An 18,679-nucleotide genomic window follows, 5' to 3' on the forward strand; every position below is an offset into this window, starting at 1 on the left:
GTATATTTAAGCAGGCTTTTTCTTGAGTTTTTGGCGAATAAAACCAATCACCCCTGGCAAAACACTCAGAATAATAATACCGAAAATTAAATAGGTAAAATTGTCTTTCACAATTGGCATATTTCCAAATAAGTAGCCTAGGGTAATAAACGAAGCAATCCAACAAAATGCCCCAACCACGTTATAGGTCAGAAAGTATTTATAATTCATACTGCCTGCACCCGCTACAAATGGTGCAAAGGTACGTGCAAAAGGCACAAAGCGGGCAAAAATAATGGTTTTACCCCCATGACGTTCAAAAAACTTTTGAGTTTCGATCAAATGCTTTTTATTAATAAAACGTGATTCAAGCTCGAAAACCCGTGGGCCAATATATTTACCAATATGATAATTCAGGGTATCGCCCAGTACTGCGGCTATGAATAGTAAAACTCCGAGTAACCAAGGGTCCATCACGCCTGTTGAAGCCGCGAGTGCACCTGCTGCAAAAAGTAAACTGTCGCCTGGTAAAAATGGCATGACCACTAAGCCTGTTTCTACAAAAATAATCAGGAATAAAATGGCGTAAATCCATACCCCATATTGGGTGATGAATTCGAGCAAATGTTCATCGACGTGTAATATAAAATCAATCAGTTCCATGGGAAAAAACAAGCGAAAGTGTGCTCAAATCCTAGCAGTCCACAGGCGGAAAGTCAGTATGAAAAGGTAAATAATTTTCACAGCAATTTTAGGGATGCCAGACCAGCCACATCGGTTTTTTTTCGTTGCATAGATGCAACAACATGTCTTTTAAATGCGTATTTATCCTAAATTTTGAAAAAACTAAGATGTATTTGTCTTCAAGAATGAATCAAAAATATAGGTGATCTGATGTTTAATCCAAATGTTGTGTTAAAAAGTGTGGTCGAAAAAGCAAGTGTGCAAGCCATTGTAAGTTTATTTGCACGTGCTTTTTTAGCGTATTTATTTATTGTATCTGGTTGGGGCAAAATTGCAGGCTATGATGCGACAGTGGGCTATATGCAAGCTATGGGTGTTTCAGGTTCACTGCTACCTTTGGTGATTTTGCTAGAACTTGGTGGTGGTTTGGCAATTCTATTCGGTTTACAAGCACGTGTTGTGGGTCTGGGTTTAGGTGTTTTTAGTCTTTTAACTGCATTTTTATTCCATGCTGCACCAGAAGATGCGCTGAATTTTATGAAAAATATTGGTTTGGCTGGCGGTTTCTTCTACATCATGCTTTACGGTGCAGGCAGAATAAGTCTAGACTATCTTTTGGAAGCAAAAAAGTAAGTCATTGATTTCAAAATTAGCTCAACAATTTAAGCAATCTTCAAGCAGGTTGCTTTTTTTTTATGCCATAGAAAATGTATGGTCTTTTAAAACTTAGAGTATGTGGTCACTGTAATATCGCGAAGAAAAATAGCCATTTTTAGGATTGTCTGAATAGTGTGCGCAAGGCGCGGAAAAATGCTAGAATAGCGCGCTTAATTCGTTTGCCTTTCTATAGTTGTTTGTCATGACTACCAATACTCAAATTACTGAAGATCGTATCCTGATTCTGGATTTCGGTTCGCAATATAGCCAGCTGATCGCACGTCGTGTTCGTGAAGCAGGCGTATATTCTGAAATGTATGCCTACGATATGTCGGAAGAAGACATTCGTGCATTTAATCCAAACGGTATTATCTTATCGGGTGGACCTGAAAGTGTTCACCAAGAGGGTAGTCCACGCGCACCTGAAATTGTATTTAACTTAGGCGTACCTGTATTGGGTATCTGCTATGGTCTACAAACCATGTCAGAACAACTGGGCGGTAAAGTTGAAGCAGGTTCAGTGCATGAATTCGGTTATGCCGAAGTCGATGTTTTGGTACGTGACAAACTGATTGGTAACTTGCAAGACCGTGAAAACCAATTGCACGTTTGGATGAGCCATGGCGATAAAGTGGCACGCATTCCAGAAGGCTTCCAAATTACGGCAAGCACACCAAGCTGCCCTGTGGCGATGATTTCTGATGAAACACGCCGTTTCTATGGTATTCAATTCCACCCAGAAGTAACGCACACGGCTAAAGGTGCAGAATTACTGTCTAACTTCGTGCATCAAATTTGTGGCTGCCGTGGTTTGTGGACACCAGAACACATCATCGACTTGCGTGTACAACAATTACGTCAGCAAATTGGCAATGAAAAAGTATTACTTGGTTTGTCAGGTGGTGTTGATTCATCTGTAGTTGCTGCCTTATTGCACCGTGCCATTGGCGATCAATTAACGTGTGTATTTGTAGACAATGGTTTGTTGCGCTTGAACGAAGGTGATCAAGTGATGCAAATGTTTGCAGAAAACATGGGGATTCGCGTAATTCGTGCCGACGCTGAACAGCGTTTCTTAGGCGCATTGGCTGGTGAAGTTGATCCAGAGAAAAAACGTAAAATCATTGGTCGTGAATTTATTGAAGTCTTTGCCGAAGAAGCGCGTAAATTAGATGGCGTGAAATTCTTGGCACAAGGTACGATTTACCCAGACGTGATTGAATCTGCAGCCAGCAAACAAGGCAAGGCACACGTGATTAAATCACACCACAACGTGGGTGGTTTACCAGAAGATTTAGCTTTTGAATTGGTTGAACCATTACGTGACTTGTTTAAAGATGAAGTTCGTAAACTTGGCACCACTTTAGGCTTGCCACACAGCATGATTTACCGCCATCCATTCCCAGGTCCAGGTTTGGGCGTGCGTATTTTGGGTGAAGTGAAAAAAGAATATGCAGACATTTTACGTCTAGCTGATGATATTTTCATGCAGGAATTACGTGCAAGTGGCTGGTATGACAAAACAGCTCAAGCATTTGCAGTATTCCAACCTGTAAAATCTGTTGGTGTAGTAGGTGATGGTCGTCGTTATGCATGGGTAATCGCACTACGTGCCGTAGAAACAGTGGACTTTATGACCGCACGTTTCGCACACTTGCCGTATGATTTGGTTGACCGTATTTCAACGCGCATCATGAATGAAATTGCAGAGGTTTCACGTGTGGTTTATGACGTATCATCTAAACCACCAGCAACCATTGAATGGGAGTAATTCAGGGATTTCACGAAGCACTGCTTCGTGCCTGAATTACGCCAAGCGCTATACGCGCGGCAGCTAGGGGTTCCAAGCAGCACTGCTGCTTGCCAGTTTTACGACATGAGCCCATTTTAAAGCACGGCTTTTAAAATGGGTGCAAGATGCGCGCGGCAGCTAGGGGTTTCAAGCAGCACTACTTCGTACCTAAATTACGCAATGAACCCATTTGAAAGCAAAGTTTTTAAATGGGCACAATGTGCCAACGGCAACTAGTTTTCCTCTTACACATAAAAAAGAGCACTTCATGTGCTCTTTTTTTTATGTTTGCTAAACAATCCAAGATTTAATTTCTTTTTTTACCGTAGACTTAGGGGGCTCAGGCATCCCTACATCAAAACTGATAACACAATTTCGTCCACGTTGTTTGGCTTGGTATAAGGCCAAATCGGCTTCTTTAATCAGGGTTTGCAAGTCGGTTTGTTGTGGTTTTAAACTCGACACGCCAATGGAGACAGTGAAATTAAAACATTTTTTATCAATGCACATTTCATGCTGAGCAATTTTTTGTCTTAAGCGCTCTGAAATCATCAATGCTTCATCTAAGCTGGTTTCACTGAGCAGCGCAATAAACTCTTCACCGCCAAAGCGTGCCAAAATATCCTTGCGGCGCATTTCTTTACGGGCAATGTCTGCAATATTTTGTAAGACTCGATCTCCAATATCGTGCCCATAGGTATCGTTAATTTGTTTAAAAAAGTCGACATCAAACATTAGCAAGCAGACCGATTCAGATTTAGGCCATGCATGAATTTTGTGTTCTGCCATGTGTACAAACTGACGTCGGTTATTGAGTTGGGTCAGTTCATCGGTATGCGCCAAGGCTTGCAAGGTATGAAAATTCCAGTCATCCAGCAAACTGCGTAAAAAGTGATGGCGGGCATTTAGGGTATTGATCCAGCTGATATACAAACTCAACAAACATACAGGGATATACACCACCATAAAAACTAAGGCATCCTGCAAATTGGTGAGGGAAATCACCCCCAAAAACATGAGTACGCTCATGACCAATGAATTGTAGACCGCAGGGCGGAAACGCACTTGAATACATAGGTTCGCCATGAGCACAAAAATGACCGAGGCATACACATAAGTGGAAATCCAAGGGCTTTGTGATTGCGACAGGATGTAGAACCAAATACCGCAGCACAGTGTGGCGCTGACCGGTAAAATTAAATCTAGCAGGCGAATATCTTTGATCAATTTAAAGCAGAAATAATTGCCAATCAGCGCCAATACAACAGTACTGAGACGGAGTGTGGCCGAGAGTGTAGTGACATCTGGAATCACAAAATAATCGACAAAGAAATACAGTAAGAAAATCATTTGCCCAATGTAATTGACTTGGCGTAAATAACGACGCTGATGTAAATTTTGGTGTTGATAAAAATGTGTTTCAAATTGTGGCGGAAGTTGCGCAGCAGGGTGCTGCAATGCTTTTTCAATTGCTTGTCGGTTTTCAAGATCACACTCAGTTGTTTTTAAAAGTTTTTCTGAGGCTTCCTGATTGCTTAAAATCTTCGAACGGGTCTGTTCCCCCATTCGAGCTTTTACAGACATAGCGATATTTACTCAAATTGACAACTTATAGTTAGGATTATGCGCAAAATGCAGAAAAAATAACCTCCCTAAATTTGGGTATTTTCTCTATTTTTTTTAAATTTTGGTCAAAATTATGCCATATATTTTAAGGTGTAGTTCAAGTTTGAACCATAAAAATCAGAACAACAAATTTCATCTTGCTCTTCGTTAGTGATTTAGCGTATTTAATAGTCAAGGAATTTACAGAAATATAAGAGGTATAGGATGAGCAACAGCAATTATACCGAGCTTTCCAATTCAGACGATTGTGATAAGTACGTCAAGCAATTTATACAGGAATTTCCACTGCGTAGTGCTGAAATTGGGCAGGGAACTTTAATTAAACGTGCTTTACCGAGTCGGCATAAACGCATGATTGGGGCATGGTGTTTTCTGGATCACGCAGGCCCTGTCAATTTTCCACAAGGTGAAGGCTTAGACGTCGGGCCGCATCCGCATATAGGTTTGCAAACATTCACCTGGATGATTGAAGGCAGCATTATGCATACCGACAGCTTGGGTACTAAGCAATTGATTCGTCCCAAACAGGTTAATTTAATGACCGCGGGTTATGGTATTTCACATACCGAAGTTGCTCCTGACACCGAAACACACATGCATACAGCGCAATTGTGGATTGCTTTACCTGATGATCAGCGCAATATGGCGCCACGTTTTGATCATTACCCTGACCTGCCTGTGGTTCAGCAAGATGGAGTGGAGTTTACCATCTTAGTTGGTGAGTTTTTAAATACCACTTCGCCAGTATTGGTACATAGTGAGTTGCTAGGGGTGGATATTTATAGTGAAACCAGCACGACAACCCGTTTGTCGCTGAATCCTAAATTTGAATATGGTTTGATGATGCTGGAAGGCACAGCCACTGTGCATGGGCATGAATTAAACGATGAAAATATGCTGGTACTTGAACCGGGCTTAACCGAAATTCAGCTAGATTTACATGCGGGTGCGCGTCTGTTGCTCTTGGGTGGATTACCTTTTGAGTCGCCAATTTTGTTGTGGTGGAATCTCGTCGGTCGTACCCAAGAAGAGTTAAGCATTGCACGTGAGCAATGGATCAATCATGATCCTCGTTTTGGCACAATTCTAGACTATGATGGGCCACGTTTAGAAGCACCGACTTTCCCCGCAAAAATGCGTGCATCAAAATAAATGATGGAATATCAATCTATAGGGAGTAATTAACTATAACTAAAAATATAGACAAATATTTGCATAAGTGCTCATTTTGTCTATGTCGATTCAGTAGTGGCAAGGTGGGTATTTATTAGAGATTTAAATGATTATCTTTTGTATTTTAGGTGAGTGTCTTGGTATATTAGCATCCATATCTATTGATTATCCAACCCCTTAACCTAGGCATGACTTTGTGAAATTAACACGCATTCATCACTGTAAAAACTTGAATCGAGAAAAGTATAAGCAACTTGAAAAACAAGCTGTTTTACTTGGTCGTATTCGTAGCGAGGTGTGGGCTAAATATGGTGCTATTTCAGGTTTGAATATCAGTGACAGAGCTATTCGTGATGCGTGGATGAAAGAAAGTCGTGACTTTGGTGTTTCTGCAAATGCGTGGAAAGAAACGCTACGTGATTGCATAGGTGATATTAAAGCCTATCGAGAAGCATCAAAAGACAAAGTAAAGCAGGCGATCCGAAAACGCACCTCCTGTAATAATGAACAAAAAAGACTATACACCTTGCTTAAAAAAGATGAATGGATGACTGATAATTTCCTCCATCGTCAAATGCGTAATCACTTTAAGCATGGTGTTAATCACACACATAATCAAATTATTGTTCGTGCGGATATGTGTAAAACTTTTGAGTTAAATGGTCAATGTTGGCTTAAAGTGCCGAGTCTAGTCCCTCGACAAACCATTAAAATTCCACTAAACACCACTGTTGATTTTGCGCCACAAGGCACACTTAGAATCATTCTAAAAAACGGTAATGTTGAAGTTCACTCAACTTATGATGCAGTTGAAACACAGGATTGTGGTCAGGAAACCGTAGGTGTTGATAAAGGTTATTCAGAAGCCTTTGTGGATTCTGATGGTGAAGTATATGGCAATGGTTTAGGTAAATTGATCTCAAGTGAATCAGATTATTTAAATCAAAAGTACAAACGTAGAAATAAGCTCAGAGCGATTTCTAAAGCCAAACCGCACAAGAAACAGAAAATTGAGTTAAATAATCTAGGTCGAAAAAAACTAGATAAGCGACAAGATACTCAAAAAGCAAAGCTCAAAACATTAATATTTACAGCAACTCACAAGTTGGTTGATAAAGCCAAAGTGATTGTTGCGGAAGATTTAACATCCCCAATTCAAAGTAAACGCAACTATGGCAAAAACACCAATAGACGCTTAAATACATGGGCTAAAGGTTTGTTAGCTAATGCCCTAACTTCTATATCTCACCGTAGAGGTTCTACGGTGCATCTAGTCAATTCTGCATATACTTCGCAAAGTGATTCTTTCTTGCATGGCCTTTTAATAGGTACACGTAAGGGAGATCGTTTTCACCGTTTCAATGGGGAAGTTGTGCAAGCTGATTGGAATGCTGCGAGAAACGTGCTTGCAAGATTAAACGACAATGAGATAAGTCGTTATACGCCTTACAAAACTGTAAAGCGTATATTGCAAGAACGGACTGACCGCTACAAGTCGGAACTGACCGACTCAGGCTCTAGTTACACGCTTGGCAACAAGACATTAACAGAGTGCGAATTAGTCCTTGAGTATGTTTGACTACATTTCAAGGAGCAGTGGATTGAACGCCGTGTGCAAACTGAAGTGGTATTGGATGTAGAATTACAGCAAAAAGCACTGAATATCTGTCAAAAAACACCAGTGACGAAAACCTTGTTACGCAGTGTGGAAATTCGTACTGAATTGGGTTAAACCTAGATGTTGAATCTGTTTCTTATAAAAAGGCATGCAGGACATGCCTTTTTATAATGTTGCGTGAAACAGAAGATATAACAATCACTTAAAACAGATGCAATAAAAACAAAATAGGACGTTTATGATTACTTTACACCACCTTGATCAATCCCGCTCTTTCCGCATTTTGTGGGCGCTCGAAGAGCTGGGCTTGGACTATGAAATCAAGTTTTACCACCGTCAGCCCAATTTAAGCGCGCCCAATGAATTGAAGCTGATTCACCCATTGGGTAAAGCACCAATTTTGACTGATGCAGAACAGACCATTGCAGAATCTGCTGTCATTTTGGAGTACTTGCAGCAGCATTATGATACGCAAAGGCAGTTTAAACCGCAGCAGGCTTCAGCACAGCAAGCCTATCAATACTGGATGCATTATGCCGAAGGTTCATTAATGCCATTGTTAGTGATGCAGTTGGTGATGACCAATGTGCCGCAGCATGTGCCATGGTTAGTTCGACCAATGGCGCAAAAAATTACAGCAGGTGTTAAAGCAGGGTTTATTCAGCCTCGTTTAAAAGATCATATTGCTTATTTAGAAGATTATTTGGGCAAACATGATTATTTTGCAGGGGATTTTTCTTTTGCCGATATTCAAATGGGTTTCCCGCTCCAAGCATTGCAAAGCCGTACCGGGCATCATTATCCACAGATTGCGGCTTATTTGGCACGTGTGGAACAGCGTCCCGCATTTCAGCGTGCACGCGAACGTGAGCAGCAGTTAATGTAAATCTGGCAATGATTCTTGTGAGCACATCGTTCTATAGACCTAAAAAAAAGATGCCGTGGCATCTTTTTTTTAATTGATTTTGGTCGATTGATAGTAACTAGGCTTAGCGTTTCACGACAATTGAATCAATGCCGCTATGCTGTAAAGTTTGCTGAGCAATCACTGCAGCATCGGCTGAATCATAAGGGCCTGAAATCACCCGATACCAAGTTTCACCAGCTTCTACGCTTTTCACCACATCTGCCGATAAACCATTCAAAATAATTTCGGCACGACGTGCATCTGCAGCATCTGGGTCGGTATAGCTACGCACTTGTAGAATATAGCTGGCTTGTACCACAGGGGCTGGCATTTCTGTCAGACCAACATTGGCTTCGCTGGCCGCTGGCGCTTCAACCGCAGCAGGTGCTTCAACAATGACTACGGTATTCTGTTGCTGTGTTTCAGGTACTGCTTGCTCTGGAATTGGGGTAACCTGTTGCTGTGGCAGCAAATCATAAAAACGATAGTCTTTGTTGGTATCTTCCTGATAATGCTCAGAATTGATTTGCCCTTTAGGCTGCACAGGTGCCCACGGTTTCCAGAGCATTAAGGCTACAGCAAAACACAACACGATTAAAATCACCACGAGCGTGCCTAACCACGTTGGAATTAGTGGTTTTTTGGGCTTATTCGGTCGCTCAGATACACCGCGTTGCGTTTTTCCAAACACGTGGATTTCCTCTTGTTATGCTTTTATTGGGCTTTTACATTGTTTCTGGTGCAGAGACACCTAATAATTCTAAACCATTCCGCAAGACTTGTTGTACGTTTACTGAAAGCAATAAGCGTGCTTGGGTCAAGGCTGCATCATCATTCAGCACTTTATGCTCATTGTACCAACCGTGGAACAATGCTGCTAATTCTTTCAAATAGTTACCTACCTGATGCGGTTCGTGGCTGTTGGCAGCACGTACTAAAATTTCAGGATACGCAGCCAGTTTGGCTAAAATTTCAGTTTCAGCATCTAGCTCAAGTTTAGCGGCAAACTGACGTGCAGTCGTCGCATCAAAATTCAATTGCGTAGCCGCAGCTTTTTCGAGCATACGACAAATACGTGCATGTGCATATTGAATATAGTAGACAGCATTGTCTTTACTTTGTGAAACGGCTAAATCTAGGTCAAAGTCAATGTGCTGTTCAGATTTGCGCATGACATAATAGAAACGCGCAGCATCGTTGCCAACTTCTTTACGCAAATCACGTAAGGTCACGTACTGACCTGAACGAGATGACATTTGTACCATTTCACCGCCACGCCATAAGCTCACGAACTGCACTAACAGTACCGTTAATTTTTTCGAGTCGTAGCCTAGTGCATCAATGGCCGCTTTCACACGTGAAATATAACCGTGGTGATCTGAACCCCAAATATCAATTAGGTCTGTGTAGCCACGTTGTAATTTATTCAGGTGATAAGCAATGTCTGAAGCAAAGTAAGTGGTTTGACCATTACGACGTTTCACCACACGGTCTTTTTCATCGCCAAATGCGGTCGATTTAAACCAGATATTGCCGTCTTGTTCGTATAGATAACCACGTTGATCTAGTGTTTGCAGAGCTTCATCAATTTTTTCTGTCAATGACGCTTCGCTAAACCATTGGTTAAAGGTGACACCAAACTCGCCCAAGTCATCTTTAATGTCGGCCAAAATAGCATTCAGCGCAGCTTGATGGAACACGCGATAATCATCGCCCAAGAGCGTTTGCGAATTGAAAATCAAACCATCAATGTGTTTTTCTTTATCGCCCGACAAGACCACTTTGTTGCCATCGGCATCGAGTTCTGCCGCATATTGCACATCTTCAGGCACATTGTTATATACATCTGCAACAGGGCGTACATGGCGCTCACCATCCTGTTTTAAAATGCTTTGTGCGATGTCTTTAACGTAGTCGCCTTGATACGCATTTTTGGGGAACACCAGCGTTTGACCTGCCAGTTCCAAATAACGCAAGTAAGTTGAAGTTGCCAAAATATCCATTTGACGGCCAGCATCATTGACATAGTATTCACGGTCAACTTTGGCGCCTGTGGCTTCAAGTAAATTGGCAACGGTCATACCATAAGCAGCACCACGACCATGACCCACGTGCAGGCTTGAGGTTGGGTTGGCAGAAACGAATTCGACCTGAATACGTTTTTCTGCATTGATTTGGCTGCGTCCAAATTGTTGTTTTTGTGCTTGAATTTGGTCTAAAACGCTAAAACGCTGGTCGGCATTTAAAAAGAAGTTAATAAAACCAGGACCTGCAATCTCTGCTTTGCTGATGTCTGCAACTTCAGGCAGGGCAGCAAGCATTTTTTCGGCTAAATCGCGTGGCTTCATGCCTGCGGCTTTAGAGGCAATCATGGCAATATTTGATGCGAAATCACCGTGGCTGCGGTCTTTGGTACGGGTTAAATTACTCGTATTGTTCCAGTCAGATGGGAGTACACCTTCAGCTTGAAGGGATTGCACTGCATGATCGAGCGCTGCTTGTATTGCCGTATTCATATTTAGTCGAAAAATAGATGTGCAGAAAAACGCTAAATATAGCAAATTTCAGGGGCTTTAGGGGAGTGCAATTGTATGCTTTATCGAATTTCAGAGATTGTGGCTAAGCATGAACAAATTGCCTGAAAAATCATCCTTTAAGCCAGCAATTCATGGCATAGTATGCGGCATTCAGTGAGACGAAAAGGCTGGAGCATGAAACAACGTGCAATGATTTTTGGCAATGTACCCAAATTACCCATGAAATGGGCCACGGTGGTAATGCCTTTCTTTTTATCATGTTTGATGAGTGGCATCATTTCGTTGATTAATATGATCCGAAATTTGGGCTGGATTGAGGGTTTTTTTACCCTGTGGTTGCATAACTGGATGATTTCTTGGGCGTTTGCTTTTCCAGTCGTATTATGTGTGCTGCCTTTGGTGCGTAAGTTCACTGGCTTAATTGTAGATATGACGCCACTGCAACCACCCAAATAAATCAGGTTCGATGCCTATATAACATGGGCTATCAGAAATAAAAATCATTCAGATTTGGTTATCAAACTTCTAAATGCCCTATTTGCTGCAATTCGGGCTAAGCTAGTCAGATGTCAGATGGTGCATCTCAATCCATGCGCCATCAGCAACCGATTAGAATGAGATGAACAATGACAACCGCAAATTTGCAGCAGAAACGTCCTTTATATATTCCCTATGCGGGCAACGGCCTTTTAGAATTGCCTTTATTAAATAAAGGTTCTGCATTTTCAGAAGAAGAACGCACCCGTTTTAACTTGCATGGCTTAATTCCACATGCAATTGAAAATATTGAAGAACAAAGCCAGCGTTCGTATCAGCAATATTCTGCTTTTAGCGATGCCATCAATAAGCATATTTATTTGCGCAACATTCAGGACACCAATGAAACCCTGTTTTATCACCTGATTGAACAGCATTTGAGTGAAATGATGCCTATTATTTACACCCCAACTGTGGGCGAGGCATGTCAGCGTTTTTCCGATATTTACCGCCGTCATCGGGGTATTTTTATTTCCTATCCAGATCGTGCCCATATTGATGACATTGTGCAAAACATCAATAAAAAGAATGTCAAAGTGATTGTGATTACTGATGGTGAGCGTATTTTAGGCTTGGGTGATCAGGGCATTGGCGGCATGGGTATTCCAATTGGGAAACTATCTTTATATACAGCGTGTGGTGGTATTAGCCCGGCCTATACCTTGCCGATTACCTTAGATGTCGGCACCAATAACCCACAATTACTGAATGATCCGATCTATATGGGCTGGAATCAGCCACGTATTAGTGGTGAGGAATATTATCAATTTGTCGATCAGGTGATTGATGCGGTGAAACGCCGTTGGCCAAAGGCATTGATTCAGTTTGAAGATTTTGCTCAGAAAAATGCCATGCCCTTGCTGAATAAATATCGTGATCAGATTTGCTGTTTTAATGATGATATTCAGGGCACAGCTGCCGTATCTGTGGGCAGTTTAATTGCTGCATCACGTGCGGCAGGCAAGCAGCTGAAAGATCAAACCATTGCCTTTTTGGGCGCGGGTTCTGCAGGATGTGGTATTGCCGAGCAAATTGTGGCGCAAATGGTGGTGGAAGGCTTGAGCGATGCTGAAGCACGTGCCCGTGTGTATATGGTGGATCGTTTTGGTTTATTCACCAGCAATCAGCCAAACTTACTCGATTTCCAACGTAAATTGGCACAAAGTCCTGACCGTGTTGCACATTGGGGTAATCCTGAGGGTGTGATTTCTCTGTTGGACGTCATTCAAAACGCCAAGCCAACCGTATTGATTGGGGTTTCGGGGCAACCGGGTTTATTTACTGAAGAGGTAATTAAAACCTTGGCTGCCAATTGCGAGCGTCCAATTGTGTTGCCATTGTCAAATCCAACCTCACAAGTTGAAGCATTTCCTGCCGATATTTTGGAGTGGACTGAAGGCAAGGCCTTAATTGCAACAGGTAGCCCATTTGAGCCAGTGAACTATCAGGGCAAACTTTATAATATTTCCCAATGCAATAACTCGTATATTTTCCCAGGTATTGGCTTAGGGGTAATCGCTGCAGGGGCAACACGTGTGACAGACAGTATGTTAATTGCGTCAAGTAATGCGCTGGCGGACTGCTCACCATTGTTGCAGGATCCAAACGCAGATTTATTACCTGATTTAAATGAAATTCAGCAGGTGTCTAAATTTATTGCATTTAGAGTTGCAAAAGCAGCAATGGATGCAGGTGTTGCAGCTGTCATGAGTGATGAGGCTTTACGAGAGGCAATTGAAGCAAACTTTTGGAAGCCTGCTTACCGTGACTATAAGCGAGTGACTTTTTAAGGCAGGTTATGCAATTTTACTGTCTGAATTGGCAGATAGACGAACCAACAAGGCGTGCCATTGGCACGCCTTGTTTTTTAATGCAATGCTCAACAAACCCTAGGCAATATAATTCTGTTTCGGATTTAAATCGGCACAATTTAATGGATTTAAAGCACATTGTAATTCATCAATTTGTTGCTGGCTGACATAGCCTTGCCCAATTAAGTATTTGGCCACACGGTCATCTCTCAGGCTTAAAAAAGCCGCATCATAGACGCCTAAATCGACAAATAGCGCTGCGGTTTCGAGACTGTTAAAACGGTCTAAATATACGTCATTACCATATAACAGAAAAATATGTTCGGCAGGGGCATGTGCATTAATATTCAAGCGTTCTGCCAATTCAAAGGGTGGGGTTTTAATAAACAGTAAATCGGACAGCTCATCAAATTGAGAGGTGTCGAGCTGTGCTGTATCGGTTTTGACTTTGCCCAACCATGCTTTAAAGACCAGTACGGCACCACCACGCAATAACATACTCCAAATATGTTGGCGGGTAGGTCCATCGAGACCTTGAGCTTCTTGCTCCAAAAGGCTGAGTAATTGTTGTTCCTGATCTGCAAGTTTCTCGAACAGACCTAAACCTTGAGGTTTATAAGCTGCAGGACTAAATACATCAAAGTTTAACTCTTCAAAAACCTGCAAGGCTAAGGGCACAGCACTTTGGTAAATGGTTTCCAAAGCTTGAAGATGTGTGGAACTGAGTTTGCTATTGGGGAACAGTTGATTCCATTGAATTTCGGGTAAGAGCGCATTGACGCCGTATTGACGATGCAGCTGCTGAGATTGTTCGGCAAGCTGCTGTTCATATTCAGCTAAATTCATGACATCACTTCCTAAAACGAGAAGAAGGGTTGATCAATGGCAGTATTTATATAGGCTACACCAGCTAATTGATCATTTCTTGTACTTAGTTATGTGCGCATGAAGCGTTTTAAGCATATACGACTAAAGTCTAATGTTTTGGCGATAAGGGCAAAAAATAACGACAAACTCAGGGCTTAGACAAATTGTAAAATTTATTGAGCATATTCACTTACCATCTTGTCAGACTTTGCCATAGCCAGTGAGACGATGGTATTTAATGTGAATGGCAGGCACTCAAAACTCGATGTTTTTGAAAATTTTGGTCAATGGACGTTGTACATCAGGCCAGCGGCTGTGACACTTTACAGGCAATCTGTTGTTTTTTGAGTGGTCTAGGGTTGCAGTAAGTAAAGCAGCATTAAACTGTTGCAAGATGGATATTGAGTATTTGCCTGCCTCGCGCTTAACATGGCCTCAACCAAGCATAGTTTAAAGCGGGGCAGACAAAATTTTATGGGTATCAGCTGCCTGAAATTTTCAGTCCAGATAACCAAGAACGCAGCGATGCTGGTTTTAACGGTTTTTTCAGCAATACAATATTCAGCTCTTTTAAGCGTTGCGGCAATTCTGGGTCGGAGTCTGCTGTAATTAATGCCACAGGGACATCTTCCTGACGATGTTCCAGAATAAAATCTAAACCAATTTTATCGTCATTTAAGTGTTGATCGACCAACCAAACCTGAATGTGTTCACGCTGAATCAGGTCAATGGCTTGTTCGGGCTCAGTGGCTTTAAAGACGTGATAGCCCCATTTGCTGAGCAGGGTCGCCATGCCTTCCAAAATGGTCTCATCATTATCCAGACATAAAATTTTGTAGGCTTTGGTTTTCATTGGTACCACTTGCACAGGCGCTGCCACCACTTTTGGTGCTTCTACGATTGGCACTTCAATCATAAAGCAAGAGCCTTTGCCCAGTTCAGAATAGACATGCACAGGGTAGTTCAGCAGGCTGGTCATACGTTGCACAATCGCCAAGCCTAAGCCCAGACCTTGCTCACCCCAAGGTGAAGTATGTCCACAACGTTCAAATTCCTGAAACAGTTTAATGCGCTGTTCTTCGGCAATGCCCGGCCCGGTGTCCCAAACCCCAATCCGAATATGCTGTGGATGCTCGGCAGAACGCAGTACCCCTACCACAACACGCCCTTTGGCGGTATAGCGCAGGGCATTACTGACAAAGTTTTGGATAATACGACGAATCCATTGTGGGTCGGTATCAATCCAGAACTGCACATCATGCACACGGAATTCAATGCCACGTTGTGCTGCAATCGATTTAAATTGCAGGCTTAAATCGCTGAGTAAATCATGCAGTGGATATGCTTGACGTTTTGGCTGAATGGTACCGCCCTCTAAACGGGCAATATCCAGCAAGGCGGAAAGCATACTTTCTGCACCATGCAGGGCGCGATCTAGCTGCTGCAGGGTTTTACGGTCTTCATCCGACTGAATAGTTTGCTCTAAAGCTGTACTGAACAAACGGGCCGCATGCATCGGTTGTAATAAATCGTGGCTCGCTGCGGCAATAAAGCGGCTTTTGGACATATTGGCTTTGTCGGCTTGTTCACGAGCCAATTGTTGTTCGGACAAGGCATCGGCCAATTGTTGGGTACGATCCTGCACCCGTGCTTCAAGCACAGCTTCATTTTCACGGAAGGCAGTAATATCGGCAAAGGTGGTTACAAAACCACCGCCTTCAATTGGGTTGCCGCGCATTTGAATGACACGACCATCTTTACGGATGCGCTCAAACTCATGCGCACTGCCCATTTTCATCCAATGAATACGTTTACGCACATGTTCTTCAATTGAACCTGGACCACATTCGCCACGTTCGGCATTGTAGCGAATCAAATCGGCAATTGGGCAGCCAACATAGACAATATCTTTAGGATAATCAAATAGTTTGAGATATTGATTATTCCATGCCACCAAGCACATATTTTCATCTACCACACTCACCCCTTGGGTCATGTGGTCAATCATGGTCATGATCAGATTTTGGTTGAAGCGCTGCCATTGTGAAGCTTGGTCAAGAATATTCGCGACTTGCCCTAACGCAAGGCCATTATTGACCATGGCGGTGGTGAGCAAGGTACGTGCCGAAGCAGCACCAATCGTCCCTGCCAAATATTGTTCGGTAAAACGCCACCACATGCCGTTGGCGTTGGCGTTTTCATTCAGCACCACATTATTTTGCTGACTAAACTGTTCAAAGGCTTGTCGGGTTGGAGATTCGCCTGTAATGCGTTTTGCCAGTGTGATTAAATCGCCTACTTTTAAACGCGCTACATCCTGATGTGAATAGCTGACCTCGTTGCTCATGTTCTGAGTTGGCAAAGGCTTGGTTTCATAATAAAAGAAACTTTCGGCCTGAATCTGTTCTGCCACACTTGGGCGGAAAATACGTGACACCCAAACATATAACAAAATATTTAAACCGAGCGCCCAAACCACCCCATGTGTGAGCGGGGCAAAAGATTCAAAGCCAAGCAAGGCTTCAGGGCGTAACCAGTTGATGCCTAAAGGTCCCAGTAATAAAAATTCACGGGTAAACTCGCTGAACTGACTTGGCAGGCTGCGTAAAATAGTCGGAAGTAGCAGGGTATAGGCCCACATCGCAAATCCAACAATTAAGCCTGCATAAACGCCCTGTTTACTGCCACCACGCCAATATAACCCCCCAATCAGGGCAGGGGAGAACTGTGCCACTGCACTAAAGGCCAACAAGCCAAACACAGAAAGTTGATCAATATCGTTAAAGAAGTTGAAGAACAGGAAGCCGAGCAGCATCACCGCTAAAATACAAATGCGTCGGGTGAATTTCAGTACCAAAGGCAAGCGCTTGTCATGGCGTGAGAAAATGCCCATGCGCCACAAGGCAGGCATGATCAGGTCATTACTCAGCATGATCGACAGTGCTACTGAAGATACCAATAGCATGCCTGTTGAGGCGGAGAATCCTCCCAAGAACGCCAACAGCGTCAACCAGTCTTGGTTATAGCTAAGCGGTAAAGACAATACTGCTACATCAGGGATGGCTAAATATTGCGGAGCTGCGTGCAAGGCCCAACTGGCAATTGGAACAATCGCGATGGTGGTTAAAATCAGATAAACGGTAAACCAGCGACGCGCACCCCGAATATGTTTTTCATCGCGCAGTTCGACCACAGCAACGTGAAACTGACGCGGCAAACAAATAATCGCTAATGCCGCCAATAAGGTTTGCACCCAAAAGGTTTCAGGCACACCAAACAGCTGTACTTCATGGAAGGTAATTGAAACATCATTGGCAATTTGATGAATATTGTCAGGCGCTTCAAATACAAAGAAGAAGGCCACAGCCAGCAAGGCAAATAGTTTGACAAAGGACTCAAAGGCAACCGCAAGCATTAAGCCGCCGTGTTGTTCGGTATTGGCAATTTGTCGAGTACCAAACAGCATCGCCAAAATAGCCAATAAACCTGTCAGGAATAACACCGCATTGGTGGTACTTTCAACATTGGTGCTTTGATCCAAAATCACTGCGGCACTCAGCGCAATTGCGCGTAATTGCAAAGCCAAATAGGGAATAATTGCAATCACCGCCAAAATTGTGACCAGTGATGCCAATGGCCCGCTTTTACCGTAACGTGCAGCAACAAAGTCAGCAATCGATGAAATGGCGTGGTGTTGTCGCACTCGACCTAAACGTCGCCAAATATCATAACCAACAGCGACAAACAGCAATGGCCCTAAATAAATGGGTAAAAAAATGATCCCTTCACGAACGGCTGCGCCCGTTGCACCATAAAAAGTCCATGATGAACAGTACACCCCTAAAGTTAAGCTGAACATGAGCATGCGCCCACGCGTGCTTAAACGACTGGCGTGTTTTTCCCCATAGAAAGCACAGATAAAAAGTAATGCGATATAGAGGGCTAAAACCCCCATAATGAGCCAGCTGTTCATGATGCCTTAAAAGTATCGACAATAGGGCTATGATAGCCTATTCCATTGCCTTTGCGCTGAGGTTGATCATTTTTTTAGCGACCAAAGTCTAAATTGCAAATCGGCTTCAACATTGTTAATTTTAAGTTCGAAATAATTCGAATTAAAAATTTGCGCCTAAGGCAGGGCGCTTGAAGGAGCAGGTTATGGATGAGGTACAAGTAGAACGCATTCTACAAAACCCAAAATTCAAAGAAATGGTTCGCAGAAAAAGTAACCTAAGTTGGACATTAACAGCAATCATGTTGTTTGTGTACGTAGGTTTCATGCTTTTAGTGGGCTATAACAAAGAATTCTTATTGAGTTCAATTTCTGGCGGTGTGACGACTTGGGGTATTCCATTAGGTCTGAGCATTATCGTTTTATCTTTCATTTTGTGTGCTGTTTATTCATCAATTGCGAATGGCAAACTTGACCAATTGAACGAAGAAGCGATGCGTGAAGTTGAAGCAATTACACATGAGAAAGGAACGCACTAA

General features: G+C 42.7%; 14 protein-coding genes and 1 pseudogene. 9 read left to right on the forward strand and 6 right to left on the reverse strand.

The features are described from left to right. Positions 1-6 precede the first annotated feature (6 nt). A complete protein-coding gene (locus tag ACNS8M_RS00435; protein ID WP_168418963.1) occupies positions 7-642 on the reverse strand; it encodes a DedA family protein in 636 nt (211 codons plus the stop codon). Between the two features lie 231 nt (positions 643-873). Between ACNS8M_RS00435 and ACNS8M_RS00440 the strand changes: the two genes are divergently transcribed. Both ACNS8M_RS00440 and guaA read left to right on the forward strand, forming a co-directional pair. After that, positions 874-1,296: a DoxX family protein gene (locus ACNS8M_RS00440; RefSeq protein WP_419224994.1), complete on the forward strand. Its 423-nt coding sequence runs from the start codon at positions 874-876 to the stop codon at positions 1,294-1,296. Between the two features lie 226 nt (positions 1,297-1,522). Then, positions 1,523-3,091 carry a glutamine-hydrolyzing GMP synthase gene (guaA, locus tag ACNS8M_RS00445; RefSeq protein ID WP_419224995.1) on the forward strand — a complete coding sequence of 523 codons (1,569 nt, stop codon included), beginning with the start codon at positions 1,523-1,525 and terminating at the stop codon, positions 3,089-3,091. 312 nt (positions 3,092-3,403) lie between these two features. Here guaA and ACNS8M_RS00450 read toward each other — a convergent pair whose 3' ends face one another. Continuing rightward, positions 3,404-4,696, reverse strand: coding sequence for a GGDEF domain-containing protein (locus ACNS8M_RS00450; protein WP_419224996.1), 1,293 nt, complete (start codon positions 4,694-4,696; stop codon positions 3,404-3,406). Between the two features lie 246 nt (positions 4,697-4,942). Between ACNS8M_RS00450 and ACNS8M_RS00455 the strand changes: the two genes are divergently transcribed. From ACNS8M_RS00455 to ACNS8M_RS00470, 4 genes and pseudogenes are all read left to right on the forward strand, one after another. After that, positions 4,943-5,890, forward strand: coding sequence for a pirin family protein (locus ACNS8M_RS00455; RefSeq protein ID WP_419224997.1), 948 nt, complete (start codon positions 4,943-4,945; stop codon positions 5,888-5,890). A gap of 217 nt (positions 5,891-6,107) precedes the next feature. After that, a complete protein-coding gene (locus ACNS8M_RS00460) occupies positions 6,108-7,490 on the forward strand; it encodes an IS200/IS605 family accessory protein TnpB-related protein (protein WP_419224998.1) in 1,383 nt (460 codons plus the stop codon). A gap of 12 nt (positions 7,491-7,502) precedes the next feature. Next, positions 7,503-7,643, forward strand: a pseudogene (locus tag ACNS8M_RS00465) (OsmC family peroxiredoxin); the annotation flags it as partial. 124 nt (positions 7,644-7,767) lie between these two features. Beyond that, positions 7,768-8,415 carry a glutathione S-transferase family protein gene (locus tag ACNS8M_RS00470; protein ID WP_419224999.1) on the forward strand — a complete coding sequence of 216 codons (648 nt, stop codon included), beginning with the start codon at positions 7,768-7,770 and terminating at the stop codon, positions 8,413-8,415. A 103-nt stretch (positions 8,416-8,518) separates the two neighbouring features. On the opposite strand, the gene ACNS8M_RS00475 is transcribed toward ACNS8M_RS00470, so the two are convergent. Continuing rightward, positions 8,519-9,127 (reverse strand): SPOR domain-containing protein, encoded by a 609-nt coding sequence (locus ACNS8M_RS00475; protein ID WP_104852865.1) that lies wholly within the window; start codon positions 9,125-9,127, stop codon positions 8,519-8,521. Positions 9,128-9,161: 34 nt separating this feature from the next. Next, complete coding sequence (gene argS, locus ACNS8M_RS00480) at positions 9,162-10,952, reverse strand: arginine--tRNA ligase (RefSeq protein ID WP_325781601.1); 1,791 nt, start codon at positions 10,950-10,952, stop codon at positions 9,162-9,164. Between the two features lie 195 nt (positions 10,953-11,147). On the opposite strand from argS, the gene ACNS8M_RS00485 reads away from it, so the two are divergent. Next, positions 11,148-11,429: a DUF2798 domain-containing protein gene (locus ACNS8M_RS00485; protein WP_004970219.1), complete on the forward strand. Its 282-nt coding sequence runs from the start codon at positions 11,148-11,150 to the stop codon at positions 11,427-11,429. A 170-nt stretch (positions 11,430-11,599) separates the two neighbouring features. Further along, positions 11,600-13,300, forward strand: a complete 1,701-nt coding sequence (locus ACNS8M_RS00490; protein WP_180060344.1) for an NAD-dependent malic enzyme — start codon at positions 11,600-11,602, stop codon at positions 13,298-13,300. Positions 13,301-13,399: 99 nt separating this feature from the next. Here the strand turns inward: ACNS8M_RS00490 and ACNS8M_RS00495 are convergent, their stop codons facing one another. Together ACNS8M_RS00495 and ACNS8M_RS00500 are read right to left on the reverse strand one after the other, a co-directional pair. Further along, positions 13,400-14,167, reverse strand: coding sequence for a hypothetical protein (locus tag ACNS8M_RS00495; protein WP_419225000.1), 768 nt, complete (start codon positions 14,165-14,167; stop codon positions 13,400-13,402). A 502-nt stretch (positions 14,168-14,669) separates the two neighbouring features. Further along, positions 14,670-18,161 carry a PAS domain-containing hybrid sensor histidine kinase/response regulator gene (locus tag ACNS8M_RS00500; protein WP_419225001.1) on the reverse strand — a complete coding sequence of 1,164 codons (3,492 nt, stop codon included), beginning with the start codon at positions 18,159-18,161 and terminating at the stop codon, positions 14,670-14,672. A gap of 185 nt (positions 18,162-18,346) precedes the next feature. Between ACNS8M_RS00500 and ACNS8M_RS00505 the strand changes: the two genes are divergently transcribed. Continuing rightward, a complete protein-coding gene (locus ACNS8M_RS00505) occupies positions 18,347-18,679 on the forward strand; it encodes a DUF485 domain-containing protein (RefSeq protein ID WP_167845675.1) in 333 nt (110 codons plus the stop codon).

Origin of the sequence: Acinetobacter sp. A2 (assembly GCF_048537555.1) — a bacterium.
Classification (GTDB): Bacteria; Pseudomonadota; Gammaproteobacteria; order Pseudomonadales; family Moraxellaceae; genus Acinetobacter.

Coding starts and splice junctions, on each gene's coding strand:
- ACNS8M_RS00435 (WP_168418963.1), bottom strand. CDS start 642: ATGGAACTGATTGATTTTATATTACACGTCGATGAACATTTGCTCGAA.
- ACNS8M_RS00440 (WP_419224994.1), top strand. CDS start 874: ATGTTTAATCCAAATGTTGTGTTAAAAAGTGTGGTCGAAAAAGCAAGT.
- guaA (WP_419224995.1), top strand. CDS start 1,523: ATGACTACCAATACTCAAATTACTGAAGATCGTATCCTGATTCTGGAT.
- ACNS8M_RS00450 (WP_419224996.1), bottom strand. CDS start 4,696: ATGTCTGTAAAAGCTCGAATGGGGGAACAGACCCGTTCGAAGATTTTA.
- ACNS8M_RS00455 (WP_419224997.1), top strand. CDS start 4,943: ATGAGCAACAGCAATTATACCGAGCTTTCCAATTCAGACGATTGTGAT.
- ACNS8M_RS00470 (WP_419224999.1), top strand. CDS start 7,768: ATGATTACTTTACACCACCTTGATCAATCCCGCTCTTTCCGCATTTTG.
- argS (WP_325781601.1), bottom strand. CDS start 10,952: ATGAATACGGCAATACAAGCAGCGCTCGATCATGCAGTGCAATCCCTT.
- ACNS8M_RS00485 (WP_004970219.1), top strand. CDS start 11,148: ATGAAACAACGTGCAATGATTTTTGGCAATGTACCCAAATTACCCATG.
- ACNS8M_RS00490 (WP_180060344.1), top strand. CDS start 11,600: ATGACAACCGCAAATTTGCAGCAGAAACGTCCTTTATATATTCCCTAT.
- ACNS8M_RS00495 (WP_419225000.1), bottom strand. CDS start 14,167: ATGAATTTAGCTGAATATGAACAGCAGCTTGCCGAACAATCTCAGCAG.
- ACNS8M_RS00500 (WP_419225001.1), bottom strand. CDS start 18,161: ATGAACAGCTGGCTCATTATGGGGGTTTTAGCCCTCTATATCGCATTA.
- ACNS8M_RS00505 (WP_167845675.1), top strand. CDS start 18,347: ATGGATGAGGTACAAGTAGAACGCATTCTACAAAACCCAAAATTCAAA.